The organism is Alphaproteobacteria bacterium (genome assembly GCA_020638555.1).
Lineage (GTDB): Bacteria > Pseudomonadota > Alphaproteobacteria > Bin95 > Bin95 > JACKII01.
The window spans coordinates 1,064,651-1,083,421 of record JACKII010000001.1; the positions used below are offsets into that span (position 1 = coordinate 1,064,651).

At 68.4% G+C, this 18,771-nt stretch carries 15 protein-coding genes; 6 read left to right on the plus strand and 9 right to left on the minus strand.

Annotated elements, in window-relative coordinates; translation table 11 throughout:
* Positions 1-3: 3 nt before the first annotated feature.
* Together H6844_04880 and mutS are read right to left on the minus strand one after the other, a co-directional pair.
* Positions 4-1,317 carry a tetratricopeptide repeat protein gene (locus H6844_04880; protein MCB9928737.1) on the minus strand — a complete coding sequence of 438 codons (1,314 nt, stop codon included), beginning with the start codon at positions 1,315-1,317 and terminating at the stop codon, positions 4-6.
* Positions 1,318-1,555: 238 nt separating this feature from the next.
* A complete protein-coding gene (gene mutS, locus H6844_04885; protein MCB9928738.1) occupies positions 1,556-4,222 on the minus strand; it encodes a DNA mismatch repair protein MutS in 2,667 nt (888 codons plus the stop codon).
* A 220-nt stretch (positions 4,223-4,442) separates the two neighbouring features.
* Here mutS and H6844_04890 point away from each other — a divergent pair, with 220 nt between their 5' ends.
* The 5 genes from H6844_04890 (at position 4,443) to phoB (ending at position 11,363) form a co-directional block, all read left to right on the plus strand.
* Positions 4,443-5,621, plus strand: coding sequence for an amidohydrolase (locus tag H6844_04890; GenBank protein ID MCB9928739.1), 1,179 nt, complete (start codon positions 4,443-4,445; stop codon positions 5,619-5,621).
* Between the two features lie 276 nt (positions 5,622-5,897).
* A complete protein-coding gene (locus H6844_04895; GenBank protein ID MCB9928740.1) occupies positions 5,898-8,171 on the plus strand; it encodes an NADP-dependent malic enzyme in 2,274 nt (757 codons plus the stop codon).
* 107 nt (positions 8,172-8,278) lie between these two features.
* Entirely contained in the window at positions 8,279-9,727 is a 1,449-nt protein-coding gene (locus H6844_04900; GenBank protein MCB9928741.1) for a PAS domain-containing protein, read from the plus strand.
* A 178-nt stretch (positions 9,728-9,905) separates the two neighbouring features.
* Positions 9,906-10,616, plus strand: coding sequence for a phosphate signaling complex protein PhoU (gene phoU / locus H6844_04905; GenBank protein MCB9928742.1), 711 nt, complete (start codon positions 9,906-9,908; stop codon positions 10,614-10,616).
* Between the two features lie 36 nt (positions 10,617-10,652).
* Positions 10,653-11,363, plus strand: a complete 711-nt coding sequence (gene phoB / locus H6844_04910; protein MCB9928743.1) for a phosphate regulon transcriptional regulator PhoB — start codon at positions 10,653-10,655, stop codon at positions 11,361-11,363.
* 458 nt (positions 11,364-11,821) lie between these two features.
* On the opposite strand, the gene H6844_04915 is transcribed toward phoB, so the two are convergent.
* The gene (locus tag H6844_04915; GenBank protein MCB9928744.1) at positions 11,822-12,685 is read right to left on the minus strand and encodes an isocitrate lyase/PEP mutase family protein; all 864 of its coding nucleotides are present in this window, start codon (positions 12,683-12,685) and stop codon (positions 11,822-11,824) included.
* A 164-nt stretch (positions 12,686-12,849) separates the two neighbouring features.
* On the opposite strand from H6844_04915, the gene H6844_04920 reads away from it, so the two are divergent.
* Positions 12,850-13,398, plus strand: a complete 549-nt coding sequence (locus H6844_04920; GenBank protein MCB9928745.1) for an NAD(P)H-dependent oxidoreductase — start codon at positions 12,850-12,852, stop codon at positions 13,396-13,398.
* A gap of 24 nt (positions 13,399-13,422) precedes the next feature.
* On the opposite strand, the gene H6844_04925 is transcribed toward H6844_04920, so the two are convergent.
* The 6 genes from H6844_04925 to H6844_04950 all read right to left on the minus strand — a co-directional run bounded on the left by H6844_04925 (position 13,423) and on the right by H6844_04950 (position 17,460).
* Positions 13,423-14,277, minus strand: a complete 855-nt coding sequence (locus tag H6844_04925; protein ID MCB9928746.1) for a DUF1217 domain-containing protein — start codon at positions 14,275-14,277, stop codon at positions 13,423-13,425.
* The gene (gene flbT / locus H6844_04930) at positions 14,274-14,705 is read right to left on the minus strand and encodes a flagellar biosynthesis repressor FlbT (protein ID MCB9928747.1); all 432 of its coding nucleotides are present in this window, start codon (positions 14,703-14,705) and stop codon (positions 14,274-14,276) included. Before flbT ends, H6844_04925 begins: the two co-directional genes overlap by 4 nt.
* Positions 14,702-15,109: a flagellar biosynthesis regulator FlaF gene (gene flaF / locus H6844_04935; GenBank protein MCB9928748.1), complete on the minus strand. Its 408-nt coding sequence runs from the start codon at positions 15,107-15,109 to the stop codon at positions 14,702-14,704. Before flaF ends, flbT begins: the two co-directional genes overlap by 4 nt.
* A gap of 117 nt (positions 15,110-15,226) precedes the next feature.
* Positions 15,227-16,456 (minus strand): flagellin, encoded by a 1,230-nt coding sequence (locus tag H6844_04940; protein MCB9928749.1) that lies wholly within the window; start codon positions 16,454-16,456, stop codon positions 15,227-15,229.
* Positions 16,457-16,760: 304 nt separating this feature from the next.
* Positions 16,761-17,147: a hypothetical protein gene (locus H6844_04945; GenBank protein ID MCB9928750.1), complete on the minus strand. Its 387-nt coding sequence runs from the start codon at positions 17,145-17,147 to the stop codon at positions 16,761-16,763.
* Entirely contained in the window at positions 17,140-17,460 is a 321-nt protein-coding gene (locus H6844_04950; GenBank protein MCB9928751.1) for a rod-binding protein, read from the minus strand. The genes H6844_04945 and H6844_04950 overlap by 8 nt, the downstream gene beginning before the upstream one ends.
* Positions 17,461-18,771 lie beyond the last annotated feature (1,311 nt).

Here is an 18,771-nt window from a genome sequence, read left to right on the forward strand (position 1 = left end):
CCGTCAAGCTGGCACAATGTCGAAGGCGATGCTGACGCGCTCCGCCCCTGTTTCCAGGGGGCCCGCCTCCAGCGGGACGGTGTGGTGCCAGAGATATGAGGGGAACAGAAACATGCTGCCCGCCCGTGGGCGCAGCGTGCGGATTTCCGGTTCCGGTGGGCTCGGAAGGCCGTATCCCGGCGTTCCGAAACTGATCCATCCCGCCTCGCTGCGCTCGGTGATGGCGGCGGGCAGGGTGGGGTAATAGGCGCCCGACACCCAGCCGTAATTGTGGATGTGGGCCGCCTGATGGCCGCCGGGCGCCAGGATGTTCGCCCAGACGATCATGCGGTAGTCGCGCGGCTTCGCGCCGAAGAACGGGTGGCCGGGGCGGTCCGGCAGGCGCTCGCGCAGCCCCTCGACCTCGGCCCGGATCATGGCGAGGAAGCGGGCGACGGTCGGGGACGGGTTGCGGGTCAGGTCCGGCACCACCTGGCCGCCGCGGGCGGCGCGCCTGGTCGGGTCCCAGTCGCCGATCAGGTCCGGATGGCGGCGGATTTCGGCCTCCAGCCGCTCGCCGAAGCCAGGCTCGGCCGCGAGCGCGACCGGGTAGACCATGGTGGCGACATCGGCCAACGCGCGCGCCTCGTCGCGGCGGCCCAGCATTTGCAGGGCCAGCACCCGGTAGGCCACCACGTTGGCGCTGCGCGTGCCGGTGGCGAGATAGGCCTCGGCATCCGCCAGCGCGCCGGCGGCATCGCCGGCCTTGAGGCGGGCGGCGGCGCGATTGCTGAGCGACGGGGTATGCCCCGGCTGGCGCGCCAGGGCTTCGGTGTAGAGCGCCGACGCGTCGGCGAAATCGCCCTGTTCCTGGGCGATGTTGGCGAGTTCGAACGGCGGACCGGCGAGGGTCGGGCGCTCGCGGCTGGCCTGGCGCAGCCGGTCTTGCGCTTCGGCCAGGCGTCCGGTGGTTTTCAGCAAGGCGGCGAGGCCGCTTACCGCCGGCCAGTGGCCGGGACGGGCCGCCAGGGCGCGGGCGAAGGCCTGCTCGGCCTCCTGCAGGTCCTCCCGGCTCGCCAGCGCGCGGCCGAGACTGGTCCAGGCCTCGGCATAGCGGGGCGCGGCGGCGACGGCCTGGCGCAGCAGGGCGATGCCGGCTTCGGCATGGCCGGCACGGACGCCCGTCTGCCCCAGCAGGTGCAGCGCTCCCGGATGATTAGGGGCGGTTTTCAGCACCGCGCGGCAGCTGCGCTCCGCAGTGGCGAAGTCGCCGGTCTGCAAGGCCCGGGCGGCGCGCTGCAGCAATGGGGCGGGGTCAGCAGGACGGGACGGTGTCATGGCTGCGATCTCTCAAACTTGCCGCATGGGCTGTACCCCGGCCGCCGCGGAGCGGTGCGCCGGGGCCGCTTGCGCTCGCGAACACCCAAGCCAGCGGTGTTCGCAGGCCGACACCGGCCCCGGATCGGCGCTCCGCACCGTCCGGGGATCAGGGGCGGCGTTCCGCACCATCCGGGGAGCCGGGGCGGCGCTCCGCATCCTCCGGGGGATACGCATCCCGGAAACCGGGGCGTGCATCTCAGTCTTCCCCGTCGGCGAGGCGTTTCAGGCGGTAGAGCATGTCCAGTGCCTCGCGCGGGGTCAGGCTGTCGGGATCGGTCTCGCCCAGCACGCGCAGCAGTTCGCGCGGCGGCGGCGGAGTGGCGGGCGCGGCAGCGACCTCCGGTGCCGGCGGCGGCTTCGGCGCGGCGGCGGCGAACAGCGGCAGGTCCTCCACCAGGCGGCGGACGGCGGAGCCCTGGTCGCCTTCCTCCAGCAGTTTCAGCACCTCTTCGGCCCGCGCCAGCACCGGCTTGGGCAGGCCCGCCAGCCGCGCCACATGGATGCCATAGGACCGGTCGGCGGTGCCGGCGGCGACCTCGTGCAGGAACACCACCTGGTCCTGCCACTCGCGAATGCGCATGGTCGCCAGATGCAGCGCGTCGAGCCGGCCTTCCAGCAGGGTCAGCTCGTGATAATGGGTCGCGAACAGGGCGCGGCAGCGCAACCGGTCGTGCAGATGCTCCACCGCGGCCCAGGCGATGGACAGACCGTCGAAGGTGGCGGTGCCGCGGCCGATCTCGTCCAGGATCACCAGCGCGCGCGGGCCGGCCTGGTTCAGGATGGCGGCGGTCTCCACCATCTCCACCATGAAGGTGGAGCGGCCGCGGGCCAGGTCGTCGGCGGCGCCGACCCGGCTGAACAGGCGGTCGACGACGCCGATATGCGCCGCGTCCGCGGGCACGAAGCTGCCGATCTGGGCCAGGATGGCGATGAGCGCGTTCTGGCGCAGATAGGTGCTCTTGCCCGCCATGTTCGGGCCCGTCACCAGCCAGAGCCGTTCGGCCGGGTCGCGGTCGGCGGAGAGGTCGCAGTCATTGGCGACGAAGGCCTGGCCCGCCGCGGTCAGCACCGCCTCCACCACCGGGTGGCGGCCGCCCGTGATCTTGAAGGCCAGCGTGTTGTCGACCGCCGGCCGGTTGTAGCGCAGGTCGACGGCCAGGTCGGCAAGGCCGCCCAGCACGTCCAGCAGCGCCAGCGCCTCCGCCGTGCGGGCGAGGTCGTCGGCCCGCGCGGCCACCTCGCGCACCAGATCGGCGAACAGGTCCAGTTCCAGCGCCAGCGACCGGTCGCCCGCCTGGAGAATACGCGCCTCCAGGTCGGACAGTTCGACGGTGGTGAAGCGCATGGCGCTCGCCATGGTCTGGCGGTGGACGAAGCGGTCGTCCTCCTGCAGCCGGGCGGCCTGGTTCTGGCCCACCTCGACGAAATATCCCAGCACGTTGTTGTGCTTGACGCGCAGGTTGGCGACGCCGGTTTCCTCGGCATAGCGCTTTTGCAGGCCGGCGATATGGCGGCGGCTGTCGTCGCGGAGCGTGCGCAGCTCGTCCAGTTCCGGCGCATAGCCGGGCGCGATGAAGCCGCCCTCTCGCGGGTTGGCCGGCAGGTCCGGCGCCAGCGCGCGGCCCAGGCGTTCCACCAGCGGGCCGAACTGGCCGAGCGAGCCGATGGTGTCGGCCAGCAGTTCCGGCCGCTGGGCGCTCAGGTCAGCGGTGGCGGTGCCGAGCAGCACCCGCAGCACGCCGGCAATGCGCGCGGCCTCCCGCACCGCCGCCAGGTCGCGCGGCCCGCCGCGCTCGAGCGAAAGCCGTTGCAGGGCGCGCGCGAGGTCCGGGCAGCGGCCGAGTTGCTCACGCAGATCCTCGCGCGTGCCGGTGCCCTCGCACAGGAACTGCACCGCGTCCAGGCGGGCGGCGATGCGGCCGGAGTCGGTGAGCGGAGCGGACAGCCAGGCATAGAGCAGGCGCGCGCCGGCGCCGGTCACCGTGCGGTCGATGGCGGCGAGCAGCGTGCCGTCGCGGCCGCCGGACAGCGCCTCGGTCAGTTCCAGATTGCGGCGCGTGGCGGCGTCGATCTCCATCGCGGCCCGGCCGGAGAAATGCCGCGGCGGGTCGAGGCGGGGCAGGCGGTCGACCTGGGTCAGGTCCAGATAATCGAACAGGGCGCCCGCCGCCGCGATTTCCGGCCGGGTGAACTGGCCGTAAGCCTCCAGGCTGGCGACGCGATAGGCTTCCAGCAGCCGTCGGTGGCCGTTGGCGGTGTCGAACTTGACGCCGGGCAGCGGCGACAGCGCTGCCTTGTGCTCGGCCCAGAGTTCGAACAGGGGTTCGCGCTCCAGCAGGCGTTCCGACAGCAACAGTTCGTTCGGCGCGAGCCGGGCGAGGGCGGCGGCAAGGCCGGCTTCCGCCAGGGTCTGCACCGTGAAGCTGCCGGTGGAGATGTCGACCCAGGCCAGCCCGAACTCGCCCGCCACCTCGGCCAGGGCGGCCAGGTGGTTGTGCTGGCGCGCGTCCAGCAGCGAATCTTCGGTCAGCGTGCCGCGGGTGACGCGGCGGACCACGTCGCGGGCCACGACGGACTTGGAGCCGCGTTTCTTCGCCTCCGCCGGGTCTTCGGTCTGCTCGCAGATGGCGACCTTGAAGCCGGCGCCGATCAGGCGGTGCAAATAGGCCTCGTGCGACTTGACCGGCACGCCGGCCATGGGGATGTCCTCGCCGCCATGGCGGCCGCGTTTGGTGAGCGCGATGTTCAGCACGGGGGCGGCCCGGACCGCATCGTCGAAGAACATCTCGTAGAAGTCCCCCATGCGATAGAACAGCAGAAAGCCCTCGTTCGCCTCTTTCAGCGCGAGGTATTGCGCCATCATCGGCGTGACGGAAGAATCGGCGGCTTGGTTCATCGGCAAGGGCGGGGCTGAGCGGAGAAACGAGGGGACGCGCCGCCACCATACCGACTTCCTGGCGAAAGGCGATGCATCCGGGTGGGAATTTCGCGGAACGGTCCACAGCATTGTCTTGCGCCCGGCAGCGAAGGCGCTAGGGTCGCGCCAGAATCGACCCGCAACAGTATCGGAGGCCCGTGACGCCATGCCCGTGATCAACTCCATCGCCGCGATGCAGGACGAAATGGCGGAATGGCGCCAGGATATTCACGCCCACCCGGAACTGGCGTTCGAGGAAGTGCGCACCTCGCAACTGGTGGCCGACAAGCTGGAAAGCTGGGGCATCAAGGTCACCCGCGGCCTGGGCAAGACCGGCCTGGTCGGCACGCTGGAAGGGCAGGACCCCGGCAGCCGCTCCATCGGCCTGCGCGCCGACATGGACGCGCTGCCGTTGCAGGAACTGAACGACCTGCCCTACAAATCGACCTTCGAGGGCAAGATGCACGCCTGCGGCCACGATGGCCACACCGCGGTGCTGCTGGGTGCGGCCAAGTATCTGGCGGAAAACCGCAACTTCAAGGGCACGGTGCATTTCATCTTCCAGCCGGCCGAGGAAGGCTTTGCCGGCGCCAAGGCGATGATCCGCGACGGCCTGTTCGAGCGCTTTCATTGCGACGAGGTCTATGGCCTGCACAACGCGCCGCACATGGAATTCGGCAAGATCGGCGTCATGAGCGGCCCGATGATGGCCGCAGCCGACACGTTCGATATTGCCATCCAGGGCCGCGGCGGCCATGGCGCCTTTCCCCAGACCTCGGTCGACCCCGTGCTGATCGGCGCGCAGATCGTCACCGCCCTGCAAAGCATCATCAGCCGCAACACGGACCCCCAGAAAAGCGGTGTCATCAGCGTGACCCGTTTCCTGGCCGGCGAGGCGTTCAATGTCATTCCGGACAGCGCGCTGCTGGGCGGCACGGTGCGCACCTTCGATCCCAGGGTGCAGGACATGATCATCCAGCGCATGGAAGAGGTCGCGACCGGGATTGCCGCCGCACTGGGCGGTTCGGCGGAACTGCGCTACCGGCGCGGCTATCCGGTCACGGTCAATCCCGAAATCAATGCCGACTACGCCGCCGACGCCGCCAAGGCCGTGGTGGGCGACGAGGCGGTGGTGCGGGATATCGCGCCGGTGATGGGGGCGGAGGATTTCTCCTACATGCTGCAGGAGCGTCCGGGCTGCTATATCTGGCTCGGCCAGGGCGGACAGGTGGGTGGCGAAGGCGCCCTGCACCATCCGCGCTACAATTTCAACGATGCCGCCTTGCCGATCGGCGCCAGCTATTTCGCCAATCTGGTCGAGCAGCGATTGGGCCGGGCGGCCTAGAAGGCGGGACCGGATTCGGCGGGGCGGTTTCGGCGGGCGGATTGGGGGGCGGGCGAAACTCGCGGCTCCGCCGGACCGCTGTCGTAGCGGTAAGGTATGGCGCCTGTGCCCACCGGTGCAGGCGGAAACATGTCATTTTTTGCCTCTATCGTTTCGAGGCGTGAAAAGTCGCTTGGCGATGCGGAAAGCAATCGCTTCTACTGACCAGGCGCGTTCAACGGACAACTGCGGGCAATGCACCGGCGCCCGGAGCCTATCGGCGGGAGACTGAACAGAATGTCGGACCATTCCCAATATTCGGCACTGGACCGGGAAGCGCTGCGCATGCACGCGGCCGGGCGGCCGGGCAAGATCGAGGTCGTGGCGACCAAGCCGTTGACGACGCAATACCATCTCTCGCTGGCCTATTCGCCCGGCGTCGCGGCGCCCTGCCTGGAAATCGAGAAGAACGAGGATCTGGCCTACGACTACACGTCGAAGGGCAATCTGGTCGCCGTGATCTCCGACGGTTCGGCGGTGCTGGGCCTGGGCGATATCGGCGCCATCGCCTCCAAGCCGGTGATGGAAGGCAAGGCGGTGCTGTTCAAGCGCTTTGCCGACGTGGACGCGGTCGATATCGAGGTCGACACCCGCGACCCCAACGCCTTCATCGATTGCGTGAAGCTGCTGGGCAAGAGCTGGGGCGGCATCAATCTGGAGGACATCAAGGCGCCCGAATGCTTCATCATCGAGCAGCGTCTGCGCGAGTTGATGGACATCCCGGTGTTCCATGACGACCAGCACGGTACCGCCATCATCGCCGCGGCGGGCCTGATCAACGCGCTGGAACTGACCGGCCGCGACCTGGGCAATGTGAAACTGGTGGTGAACGGTGCCGGCGCCGCCTCGATTGCCTGCGTCGAGTTGATCAAGGGCTTCGGCGTCGCGCCGGAAAACGTCATCATGTGCGACAGCCGCGGCGTGATCTACCAGGGCCGGACCGAGGGCATGAACCAGTGGAAGTCGGCGCATGCGGTGCCGACGCCGGCGCGGACCCTGGCGGAAGCGGTGCGCGGTGCGGACGTGCTGTTCGGCCTGTCGGTGAAGGGCGCCTTTACCAAGGACATGATCGCGTCCATGGCGCCGAACCCGATCATCTTCGCCTTGGCCAACCCCGACCCGGAAATCACGCCGGAGGACGTGCATGCCATCCGCAACGATGCGATCGTTGCGACCGGCCGCAGCGACTATCCGAACCAGGTGAACAACGTTCTGGGCTTCCCCTTCCTCTTCCGGGGCGCGCTGGACGTCCGCGCGTCCTCGATCAACGACGAGATGAAGCGGGCCGCTGCCGAAAGCCTGGCGGAACTGGCGCGCGAGGACGTGCCGGACGAGGTGGCCGCGGCCTATTCCGGCCGTCGCCTGCGCTTCGGTCCGGAATACATCATTCCGACCCCATTCGACCCGCGCCTGATCACCCGCCTCCCGGTGGCCGTGGCCAAGGCGGCGATCGCGACCGGCGTGGCGCGCAAGGAGATCACCGACTGGCCCGCCTATGAGCGCCAACTCGCCATGCGGCTCGACCCGACGGCGGACCGGCTCGACCGGGTGTTCGCGCAGGTGCGGGCGAACCAGAAACGGGTGGTGTTTGCCGAGGGCGAGGACGAGCGGGCGATCCGCGCAGCCCTGGCGTTCCGGGCCGACGGGCTCGGCCATCCGATCCTGATCGGGCGCGAGGACGTGGTGGCGGACACCATGCGCAGCCTCGGCCATTCCTCCACCCTGGGCCTGGAAATCCACAATGCCCGCCTGAGCGAGGCCAATGCCCGCTATCGGGACTATCTGTACGCGCGCCTGCAACGCCAGGGCTATCTGGAGCGCGACTGCCAGCGCATGGTCAACCAGGACCGCAACGTGTTTTCCGCCTGCATGGTGGCGCTGGGCGACGCGGATGCCATGGTCACCGGCCTGACCCGCTCGTTCCGGGTCAGCTATGACGGCGTGACGCGGGCGATCGGGCCGGCGAACGACGGCACGCGGGTGATCGGCGTGACCGGCATTCTGTCGCGCGACCGCACCGTGGTGATCGCCGATACCCTGGTGCACGAGGTGCCGCCGCCGGACGAACTGGCGGAAATCGCCATCCAGGCCGCCAACGCCGCCCGCTCGCTGGGGCTGGAGCCGCGGGTTGCCTTCCTCAGCTATTCCAATTTCGGCAATCCGGCCATGCCGGCGACGGAGCGCGTCACGCAGGCGGTGGCCAGGCTCGACCAGCGCGCGGTCGATTTCGAGTACGAGGGCGACATGTCCGCCGACGTGGCACTGGACCACGACCTGATGAAGCGCCTCTATCCGTTCGCGCGGCTTTCCGGCCCCGCCAATGTGCTGGTGATGCCGGCGCTGCATTCGGCGAACATCTCCGCCAAGCTGTTGCAGAAAATGGCCGGCGGCACCGTGATCGGGCCGATGTTGCTGGGCCTGGAAAAGCCGGTGCAGGTGGTGCAGATGGGCGCGACCGTGTCCGAAGTGGTGAACATGGCGGCGCTGGCCGCGCACGCGGCCATCCGCTGAGCGCGGCGCTTCGCCATCGCGGCCGCGAAAGGGCTGCGGACAGCCGGGCCCGGCTCTACCAGGGGCCGGGAACCCCAGCCCCAACCGCGGCATGACGGGAGCCGGCGATGCGGTTTGGCATTGGTGGACGCGACTTTGGCTTCGTGTTTTTGGCAGCCGCCGCGCCAGGGGCTGTTGGTCTGCTGGCGCTGCGGTTGGCGGATGCGCTTGGCTGGGCTGGGTTCGCCGTGGCGCTGGCGGTTGTTCTCTCGGTGGCCGCTGCCATGGCCTGGCTTCTGGCTCGCGATGCCTCCGCCCTGCGCGCGCGGGCGGGGCTGATTGGCGCCGACGCTTCCGATCCTCACGCCCGACGTCCCGCCAAGGCCCTGCACACGCCGCCCGGCAAGGCGCTGGCGCGGCGTCTGGAAGAGGCGCGCCGCCGTGCGTTCCGGGTGCATCTGGCGCTGGAATCGCGCGCCCTGGAGGCGGAACGCCTGATCGATGCCCTGCCGGAGCCGATCCTGGTGGTGGGCAGCAGGCGCCGCATCGCGCACGGCAATCAAGCGGCAGAGACACTGCTGGGGTCGGAGCTGGCCGGTCGGGATCTGTCGGAGGCCTTGCGCAGCCCGGACGTGCTGGAGGCGGTCGAAGATGCGTTTGCAGGCGGCGCGGCCCGGGATGTGGCTTTCGAGATGGCGGGCCCGGTCGAACGGGCGATGCGGGCCCGGATCGCCGTCCTGGACCGCGAAGGTGCGGATGAGGCCGCGGTGGTGCTGGTGCTGGAGGATCTGACGGCCGTGCGCCGGGCGGAGCAGATGCGGGTCGATTTCGTCGCCAATGTCAGCCACGAACTCCGCACGCCGCTCGCCAGCCTCGGCGGCTTTATCGAGACCCTGCAAGGACCGGCGAAGGACGATGTCGCGGCGCGCGAGCGCTTTCTGGCGATCATGGCCGAGCAGGCCCGGCGCATGGGTCGGCTGGTCGACGACCTGCTGTCGCTGTCGCGGATCGAGATGGAAGAGCACAACCCCCCGTCCGGGACGGTCGATCTGGCGGCGGCGGTGGGCTCGGTGGTGCAGTTGCTGGAGCGGATGGCGGCGGAACGGGACGTGACGATCGCGCTCCACATACCGGGCGATCTGCCGTCGGTGGTCGGCGACGCGGACCAGGTGGGGCAGGTGCTGCGCAACCTGATCGAGAACGCCATCACCTATGGCCGCAGCGGCGGCACCGTGCGGGTGACCGGGCGTCGGGACGGGGCGGACGTGGCCCTGGCGGTGCAGGACGATGGCGAGGGCATTCCCCGCCAGCATTTGCCGCGGCTGACGGAGCGCTTCTACCGCATGGACGTGGCGCGGTCGCGCCGGGTGGGGGGCACCGGCCTGGGCCTTGCCATCGTCAAGCACATCGTCAATCGCCATCGCGGGCGCCTGCTGATCGAGAGCACGCTTGGCGAAGGCAGTTGCTTCACCACCGTCTGGCCGGCGGCGGAGAGCGACCGGATGCGGCCGGACGCGCCAGCCGGCGTCACAAAAGCTTCATCGGACCGTAGTAAATCTGCCGGCCGCGGGGCGTAGGAGCGGCCCGCGTTTCGCCGCAAATTGCCATGAGCCATCGGCTGGCGATGGTGGAGGTGGGGCGGATGGACAGGTTTTGCGCCCATTCCACCGACGGACGCACCAACGGCTACAGTACCGGTCGCTTCGGCCGCAGGCCTTTACGACGGTCGAATGCAGACACGAAAAGGATGACCCCATGACCTCCGATGGCCATATCGTTAAGAGCTATACCGCGGAAATGGACCGCCTGACCGCGATGATCGCGGAAATGGGGGGGTATGCGGAAACCGCCCTGGCCGAGGCGATGCTGGCCTTGCGCCGGCGGGACGGCGACCGGGCGGAGCGGGTGATCCTGGGCGACCGCAAGATCGATGCGCTGGAGGAACAGGTCTCGGCCCTGGTGATCCGGCTGCTGGCGCTGCGCCAGCCCATGGCCGCGGATCTGCGCACCATCGTCGCCGCCCTGAAAATCTCCGGCGACCTGGAGCGGATCGGCGACTATGCCAAGAACATCGCCAAGCGCACCCTGATCCTGAACCAGAGCCCGCCCACGGGGCCGGTCGCGGGCATCGCCCATCTCAGCCGGATGGTCGAGGCGATGCTGCACGAGGTGCTGAACGCCTATGTGGCCGGCGATGCCACTGCCGCCGAGCGCTTGCGCGAACGCGACAGCGGCGTGGACGATGCGCACACCGGCCTGTTCCGCGAGTTGTTGACCTATATGATGGAAGACCCGCGGACGATTTCGGTCTGCACCCATCTGATCTTCATCGCCAAGAACCTGGAGCGGATCGGCGATCATTCGACCAATATCGCCGAGAATCTGGTGTATCAGGTGCGAGGCGAACGACTGGGCGACCGCCATGCGGACGATCCGGAGAGCGACAATCCCGAGGCGCGGTTGTAGCGCGGCGCGGTGGGCCTGACGGAAGGGATTCGAACCATGCAGCCCTATGTGCTGGTCGTGGAAGACGACGCGGCGATTGCCGAATTGCTCCGCTACAATCTCGAAGCCGCCGATTTCGAGGTGGTGGTGGCGGAAGATGGCGACGAAGCCCTTGTCGCCGCGGTCGAACGGCAACCGGACGTCATGCTGCTGGACTGGATGCTGCCGGGAACGTCCGGCCTGGAAGTGTGCCGGCAGCTGCGCCGCAAGCGCGAGACCCGCATGCTGCCGATCATTCTGCTGACCGCGCGCGGCGAGGAGACGGACCGGGTCCGGGGCCTCGACAGCGGTGCGGACGACTATGTCGTCAAACCGTTTTCGCCCAGCGAGCTGGTGGCCCGGGTGCGGGCGGTGATCCGGCGGACCCGCCCGGCGCTGACCGAGGACCGGTTGGCCTTTGCCGACCTGGAAATGGACCTGAACGCGCACCGTGTCGTGCGCGGCGGCGAGACCGTGCATCTGGGGCCCACCGAGTTTCGCTTGTTGCGACATTTGATGGAGCATCCCGGCCGCGTGTATTCGCGGGAACAACTTTTGGATGCGGTATGGGGGTATAATGTTCACGTCGAGGCGCGGACGGTGGACGTGCATATTCGCCGCCTTCGTAAGGCGTTGAATCGGGGTGATGCTTGCGATCTGATACGCACGGTACGCTCTGCCGGTTATGCGTTGGATCTTGGGGAGGCGTCGGCCGACCCGCGGGCGTGAGGCTGCGCCAAAGGGTCGCTTACTGGGGTAGGTTTTCCGATTCCGGTTGTAGGCCGGGAACCGATTGTGAAGAAATCCACGGCGTCTGTGGATAAACCTGTTCACAAGCGCCGGGCAACACGCCGAACCCCGCAGAAACTCTTGGGAGTGACGAGTTTGCCCAAAATATGGGCAAACTCGTCAAATATTTGAAATTAAACAGTTTTTTTATTGCAACTCTATGGCGCGTCGATCTTGCCGTGCATCCGAGTGCAAATTTTTCCTTGCGTCGCCGCCGTGTGCAAAACTCGGCCCCTGGCGGCGTCTCCGCGTAGAAGTCTCGCGATTATCGCATATCATTGTAAGTGAAGGCGGGTCGAGAGGTGCTCCGATTGTTAACAAAAGGCAGAACCGGCGAAGGCACGCGTGAGCCGGCTCGGGAATCCTCTCCAACCCTGTTGGCCGGCGACACGGCAGGATCACCGTTCGGGATGGCGTTTCTCGAAATCCCACACCGCCGGAAAGCCGACCAGGCGATTCATATCGGCAAATGGTAGCATCGCGGTTGTCGCCTCCAGCGTTGCGCCCGTGTCTTTCAACGTTTGGTAGATGCCGGCGCACGCCGCCGCCGTCGCCATGAAGGCGCTGCCGGGATGGATGGAGATGCTGTAGCCCAGTTCCTGCAACCTGGCCTTGGAGAGAACCGGCGTGCGTCCGCCCTCGACCATGTTGGCCAGCAGCGGCACACCCTGGAACCGCTCGCCGATGATGGCCATTTCCTCCTGGCTTTCGGGCGATTCGATGAACAGCACGTCGGCGCCGGCTTCGGCGAAGGCCTCGCCCCGGCGCAACGCCTCGTCCAGCCCCAGGTCGGTGCGGGCATCGGTGCGGGCCACGATCAGGAAATCGCGGGAATCGCGGGCTTCCACGGCCACCCGGATCTTGCGCACCATGTCCTCCAGCGGCACGACGCGCCGGCCGGGGGTGTGGCCGCAGCGTTTCGGAAATTCCTGGTCCTCGATCTGGATCGCGGTGGCGCCGGCGCGCTCATAGCCCTTGACCGCATAGTCGACATTCAGCAGGCCGCCGAAGCCGGTATCGGCGTCGGCGATCAGCGGGGTCCGGGTGCCTTGCGCGATGGTCTCGACCCGGCTCACCATGTCGCGATAGCTGGCAAGCCCGGCGTCCGGCACGCCCAGATGCGAGGCGACCGTGCCATAGCCGGTCATGTAGAGCGCGGGAAAGCCCATGCGGTCGGCGGTGAGCGCGGAGATCATGTCGAACACGCCGGGCGCGACGATGAATTCGCCGTCGGCCAGGCGCTGGCGCAGGGTCTGGGGCATGGCTGGGCTCGCTGTTCCGGTTGAATCCGGCTTCGGGGTACACGGCGCATTCGCAAATGCAAAGGGCTTTTGCATGCTTCCGCCTGTTGCTGGCGAGCGGACGGAGCGGCATATGAGCGGCTGTTCCCGCCAACCATCAACGACCACGAAAAAGGATCGAACCGATGAGCATTTCCGTTCTGGGCCTGTCGGGCAGTCTGCGCCCGGCCTCGTTCAACACCGCCGCCCTGCGTGCCGCACAGGAACTGGCGCCGGCCGGCATGACGATCGCCATCGCCGATATCAGCGGCGTGCCGCTGTATCACGAGGACGTTTACCAGAAAGGGTTCCCCCCGGCCGTGGAAACGCTGCGCGAGCAGATCCGCTCCGCCGACGCCCTGCTGATCGCGACGCCGGAATACAATTACTCGTTTTCGGGCGTGCTGAAGAACGCGATCGACTGGGCTTCGCGCCCGCCCTCCCATCCGTTCGACGGCAAGCCGGTGGCGCTGATGGGCGCCAGTCCCGGACGCCTGGGCACGGCGCGGGCGCAGTATCATCTGCGTCAGGTGCTGGTGTTTCTGAACGCTCACGCGCTCAACAAGCCGGAAGTGATGATCGCCAGCGCCGGCAGCGCGTTCGATGCCGATGGCAAGCTGACCGACGAGGCGGCCCGCAAGGGGATTGCCGACCTGTTGGCCGGGCTGGCCGCCGCGGTGGAAAAGGCCCGGTAGACGCAGGCGCGCCCCTCCGGCGCGTCAGGCCCGGGCCAGCAGCAGGCTGGCGGCGGACACGCCGCCGCCGGCCGTCATGCTCGAAAGCAGGGTCAGCGCGCCGCTGGCGGGTAGGCCCGCAGCGGAGGCGGCCCCGCCCGTTGCCTGGGAGAGGGCCAGGAAGCGGCGGATCAGCTTTTCCGCATTTGCCGGCTCGGCAAAGGTCGCGGGCGAGCCGTCGCCGCCGAACAGATCCCGGGTGCGCTGGGTCAGCACCTGGCGTTGTCGGTCCAGGTCGATCAGGCCGAACGAGGCCGGCAGGCCGAACGCGCCTTCGACCACTTTGCGCAAGGGCAGCTCGCCCATGATCTGGAACCAGCCGGCCTGGTCGACGGCCGCACCGTTGGCGATGGTCCGGATGCGCCGTTCGAAGGTCAGGGCGAGCCGCAGGTCGTCGTCGCCGGCGCCGACGGCTTCCTCCAGCGTCTGGCGCAGATACCCCTGCTCGATTTCGCTCTGGAACTTGCCGAGCAGCGTGCGGCTGCCGCCGATATTGCCGAAGCCGACACCCTTGGCCAGCGCCTGATAGCGAGGGTCGCGCAGCCGGTTGGCAAAGGAGGCCGGATCGTCGGTGCCTTCCGCCATGACCTTTTCGAGCAGCGCCTTCTTGCCGATCTCGCCGCCCATGCCATAGGCGGTCAGCACGACGCGGGCCAGGCGGTAGTCGCCCATCAGGGCCTCCGGCGAGTCCGCCTCGCGGATGTGCTCGCGGAAATATTGCAGGTCGCGCGTGACCTGGGGCGACCTTGCGACAAGGGCGAGGTTGTCGTCCATGCGCCGTTGCAGCAGCGCATAGCCGGCGACACCGCCGAACGGCACCGGGAGGGGGACGCCGATCATGCCGCGCCCGCTTTCGGCGCTTCGGCGCCGGCGGCATTGGCGATCAGCAGCGCCTCGTAGGGCAGCAGCTTGCGCATGGCCTGGAGCGCTTTGTAAAAATTGCCCTCCGCGGCCAGGGTCAGCGCGTCTTCCATGAGACGGGTGGAATTGGGGTTGGTGAACACCCGTTGCAGGGCCCGGATTCCCGCCCGGATCTCCGCGAACGCGTCTTCGTTCGTCACCTCTCCCGCCACGGCAAGCTGGGCGATATAGCAAACCCGCTTGGTGGGGGTGTTGGCCTCGTCCGGATGAATGGCATCGCGCAGACGCAGGATTTTGGTGTTCGGCGTCTTGATCCGAAGTTCGACCTTGTTGTGGCCATTCTGGACGACGGCGCCGTTGATGAGCACCTGCTCGTTCGGGCCGAGCTTGAGCCGCAGGCCGGTCATGCCTCCTCCTTTGCCAAGGGCAGGGCGACCGGTTGCGGCGGCAGGCCCCGCAGGCCGTCCATCACCGCCTGATTGACCTCGACGATCGGCCGGACGCCGGCCTTGCCGTTCAGCACCTTCTGGCCGTGCTGGCGGACGAAGAAGGCCAGGGACAAAAGCCGGGCGCGAAGGTCCGGGCCCAGCCGATTGTCGTCGTCGATCAGGTCGACGGTGAGCGCGTCCCACAGGCGCCGGTTGTCATGCAGCGCCTGCACCAGATCCCCGAACCCGGCCCGTCCGCGCCGCTCGGCGGCGGTCAGGGCGGCGGTGATGCGGGCGAAGACCTGGTACTCGATTCCCCTATCGGTGGCAGCGCCTTTTTGCGCATGACCATAGGCGGCAATTGCCTGGGCGGACGCGTCCATCGCTATTGAGCCCTCAGACTTTCATGGGGGTTTGCAGCGGGCCTACCGGCCCGGACGGGCAAGGGGCGGGCGTGGATGGCAGCCGGAACCGACCGCCACCCGCGCCCGCTGTCCCGGTTAACGGAACAGAGCCAGGATGTTCTGCGGCGCCTGGTTGGCGATCGAGAACGCCTGGATGCCCAGTTGCTGCTGCACCTGCAGCGACTGCAAACGGGCCGAGGCCTCTTCCATGTCGGCGTCGACCAGCGAGCCGATGCCGGTGTTCAGTCCGTCCATCAGCTTCGAGACGAAGCTGTCCTGGATTTCCAGACGGCTCTGGCCCTGGCCGAACACGGTGGCCGCGGCAACGGACGTGTTGATCAGGCCTTCGATCGAGGCGAGGGCCGCGGTCGCGCCGTCTTCGGTCGACACGTCAATGTCGGCGAGGGCCTTGAGCGCGCCGGCGGCCGTGCCATCGGAGGAGCCCACATCCGCCAGAGCGGACACCGCGAGGGTGGCATGGTTGTTGGTGAAGGTGATGCTCGCGGTGCCGGTGCTGGGATCGGATGCTTCGGTCACGGCAAAGGCGAATTCCGCGACGTCCAGGTCATTGAGCGCCTGGGACAGGCCATTGGCGACATCGTTCACCGAATCGCCGCCGCGGGCGACATATTCGGCGGAGTAGTTGGTGGCATTGTAGGTGAACGTCACCCGGAAACCGTCGCCGGCGCTGGGCTCGGCAACCGAAGCGGCGAAGGCGATGGTCTGAGTGCCGCCGTTGGCAGCAACGCCGGCGCCGCCGACCGAACCGATGCCGTTGTCCGCACCGGTGCCCCAGACGGCGTCCGAGGTTTGCAGATCCTGCTTGCGCACATTGATCGAGCTCGCCGTCACCGAACCGTCGCTGGCGCGGTCGAGCGAGGCGAGGACGTCGACGCTGCCGACCTCGGTGCTTTCGGTGTTCTTCAGCAGGTTCAGGCCGTTGAACTGGGCCGCGTTGACGATGGATTCGACCTGGCCGCGCAACTGCTCGATATCGTCCTGGTAGACCGAGCGGTTGACGTTGTCTTCCTGGGCGGCGACGATCCGGCCCTTGATCTCGGTCAGCAGGTCCGACACGGACTCTGCGGCGCTGCGGGCGACGGCCACCGTCGACTGGCCGAGCGAAAGCGAGTCGCTGATGCCACGGAAACCGGCCACGTCGGATTTCATGACCGTGGTGATCGAGTAGGTCGCGGCATTGTCCTTCGCCGTCGCGACTTTCTTGCCGGTCGAAATCTGATCCTGGACCATGCCCAAATTGCTGTTGATGCTGCGCAGGGTCTGCAGGGCGGTCATCGCGCCGGTGTTGGTGAGAATGCTGGACATAAGTGCGGTCTTCCTTTGCGATTAAGGGGCGTTCGCCCCATCGGAAACGACCGGCGGTGCGTGTCCGCCGGTGGCTGGCAAAGGTGGGCGCGAGGGCGAACCCTCCCATCCGCGGCCTTTGCACGTCAGCGACCGTCGATCACTCGCGGCCACTGCGTGCGCCTTCTGGCGCGGGCATCTCGGCTGGGGCGGTCGGGGCCGCCGCTCCGGATATGCTGAACCCTACACGGGCCGACCTAACAAGCGATGAAAGCGGGTCGATCGATTTGCGGCCAATGGCGACGGCGCGCTTGCGGAGACGCAGTCAGGCGATGCGGTTCACCTGGCCGGCCGTTCCGGCATCCGGGGCGCCGCCCGCAGCACGGCCCGGATAGTCTTCGGTGGCCTGGCGCATGGCATGAACCAGCAGGCGGCTGCCGCACATGGCACCCCGCAGCACGGCCTCGTTCCGGGTTGCGGCTTGCAGCAGGCGCTCGAAGCCGGTGCGCAGCTGGCGGCGCTCGTCCGCACCCATACCGGCCGCGAGCCGCGGCGCTTCGGGGATTTGCGGTTCCAACTGGGTGACCAGGTGGAGTTTGCGCTGGCAGAGCGCCGCGTCCGGCAGGCCCCCCGCGAGCAGGGTCTCCGTTTCGCGGTTCAGGACCGACTCCGTCATGGCGAGGAGGCGGAGCAGGTGGTCCGCGTCATTCATGGGGCTGGCCCGTATCGGTCTGGCCGGCGTCCATGACGGCCCGGACGATGGCATCGGCCAGGCCGATCTGGCCGCTTTCCGCAATCCGTTCGGCATAGGCCTGGGTCAGAAACGAGGAGAACGCGCCTTCCATCGCCCCGCCGCCAAAGGCTTGCGGCGGCTTGCCGACACCGGCCTCGGACAGCATTTGCGCCAGAAATTGCGCCTCGAACGCTTGGGCCGCCTTGCGGATCGCCGTTGCGTCGCGGGCGGTTGGCAGGGCGGAGGGGGCAGAAGAGGGCGGGGCAGAAGAAAGCGGGGCAATCGGTGGCATCGGGCATCGGGACGTCTGTGGAGGCTTCGTTTAGCAAGCACGGCGGGCGTTAAATCCCGGTAAAGCGAATGCCGACGACATTGGAGTTTCCAGAGTGGGGATGTTTCCAAAGTGGGGATGGTTCCGGAGCGGCCGTGCGGCCATTTCCGTTTTCTCAACCGGTCGCGGTTAGGGATGGGGGCAGCGGCTTGCCTGCCGAACCCTGTCGCGGTCGATGGCAAGCCTGGACCGAAGGCTGCGGGGATAACCGAGACGTGCTGAATCCGCTGTTCGAAGCGACGGCAAACGAGACCACCAGCTTTGCACGGTTGCGGCCGGGTGGCGGTCGGGACCCGTTCAACCCGTCGGGGACGGACGCTGTCGAGACGGGCGCCGTCGAAGCGGGCGCCGTCGCGGCGGGCGAACCGGAGGCCCGGTTTGCCACCCTTGTCGATGGTCCGGAGACCGGCGGCCCGGGCTCCGGCGGCCGCGGCGCCAATGGCCGGGCTGCCGGCGATGCGGCGGCCATGGCCGGGGGGCCGGTCCGCAAGGCGCAGGCGCAGAAGGACGGGGGTCCCGTGGCCGATGACACGCCCGACGGCCAGACGCCGACACGCATCGGTATCCGTCGATGCGGGCGGGGCGGTGGTTGGCGTGGCTCCCGTCCTCGCGGACGTGTCCCCGGAACCGTCAGGGGCCGCGTCGGCGTGCCCGAACCCGCCCGCGATGGTGGCGTGCCCGATCCGATCCGTGACAGCGCGCCGGAGGTCGACGCAGCCCCACCGCCGCAGGACGCCCCGCCGCCGGAGGTCGCCCCGCGGCGATTGTCGGCGGTCGATGCGGTTCAAGCGCCGGAGCGCCAGGCGGTTGCGAGGCGCTCCGGGCCGCTGCAAATGGCGCCCACCGTTGCGAGCGGCGTGCCGGAACCGGTCGCGCCGGTTGCCGATGCGGGGGCGGCCTCGGATGGGCATGCGACGGCGGCCCTTTCCGCGCGTTCCGATGACGAGGCGGCGACTGTCCAACCGGAGGCAAAGCGCTCCGGCGCGCGCCAGCGCGCGGCGTCGGCTGCACTCGCTGCCGGCAGGGAGAGTGCGCTCCGTGTTCCTCGGTGGATGCGACCGTGCCGGCCGCCCGCCCGTTTTGGCGGCGACGGATGGACTGTCTGTCGAGCGTTCCGCGCCCGGGCCGATGACGATGGCGATGGCGACCGCTTCACCGCCGCAGGTGGGACTATCCGCTCCGGCGTCCGCAGCCGATGGAGCGGCTATGGCTGTCGCGACGCAACCGGCCGCTGCCTCCCTGCCATCCCTGGCGGAGCGGGCGTCGGTTTCC

What these genes read in the sequence shown, in the direction of transcription:
- H6844_04880 (MCB9928737.1), bottom strand. Translation starts at nt 1,317, where the DNA reads ATGACACCGTCCCGTCCTGCTGACCCCGCCCCATTGCTGCAGCGCGCC.
- mutS (MCB9928738.1), bottom strand. Translation starts at nt 4,222, where the DNA reads ATGATGGCGCAATACCTCGCGCTGAAAGAGGCGAACGAGGGCTTTCTG.
- H6844_04890 (MCB9928739.1), top strand. Translation starts at nt 4,443, where the DNA reads ATGCCCGTGATCAACTCCATCGCCGCGATGCAGGACGAAATGGCGGAA.
- H6844_04895 (MCB9928740.1), top strand. Translation starts at nt 5,898, where the DNA reads ATGTCGGACCATTCCCAATATTCGGCACTGGACCGGGAAGCGCTGCGC.
- H6844_04900 (MCB9928741.1), top strand. Translation starts at nt 8,279, where the DNA reads ATGCGGTTTGGCATTGGTGGACGCGACTTTGGCTTCGTGTTTTTGGCA.
- phoU (MCB9928742.1), top strand. Translation starts at nt 9,906, where the DNA reads ATGACCTCCGATGGCCATATCGTTAAGAGCTATACCGCGGAAATGGAC.
- phoB (MCB9928743.1), top strand. Translation starts at nt 10,653, where the DNA reads ATGCAGCCCTATGTGCTGGTCGTGGAAGACGACGCGGCGATTGCCGAA.
- H6844_04915 (MCB9928744.1), bottom strand. Translation starts at nt 12,685, where the DNA reads ATGCCCCAGACCCTGCGCCAGCGCCTGGCCGACGGCGAATTCATCGTC.
- H6844_04920 (MCB9928745.1), top strand. Translation starts at nt 12,850, where the DNA reads ATGAGCATTTCCGTTCTGGGCCTGTCGGGCAGTCTGCGCCCGGCCTCG.
- H6844_04925 (MCB9928746.1), bottom strand. Translation starts at nt 14,277, where the DNA reads ATGATCGGCGTCCCCCTCCCGGTGCCGTTCGGCGGTGTCGCCGGCTAT.
- flbT (MCB9928747.1), bottom strand. Translation starts at nt 14,705, where the DNA reads ATGACCGGCCTGCGGCTCAAGCTCGGCCCGAACGAGCAGGTGCTCATC.
- flaF (MCB9928748.1), bottom strand. Translation starts at nt 15,109, where the DNA reads ATGGACGCGTCCGCCCAGGCAATTGCCGCCTATGGTCATGCGCAAAAA.
- H6844_04940 (MCB9928749.1), bottom strand. Translation starts at nt 16,456, where the DNA reads ATGTCCAGCATTCTCACCAACACCGGCGCGATGACCGCCCTGCAGACC.
- H6844_04945 (MCB9928750.1), bottom strand. Translation starts at nt 17,147, where the DNA reads ATGAATGACGCGGACCACCTGCTCCGCCTCCTCGCCATGACGGAGTCG.
- H6844_04950 (MCB9928751.1), bottom strand. Translation starts at nt 17,460, where the DNA reads ATGCCACCGATTGCCCCGCTTTCTTCTGCCCCGCCCTCTTCTGCCCCC.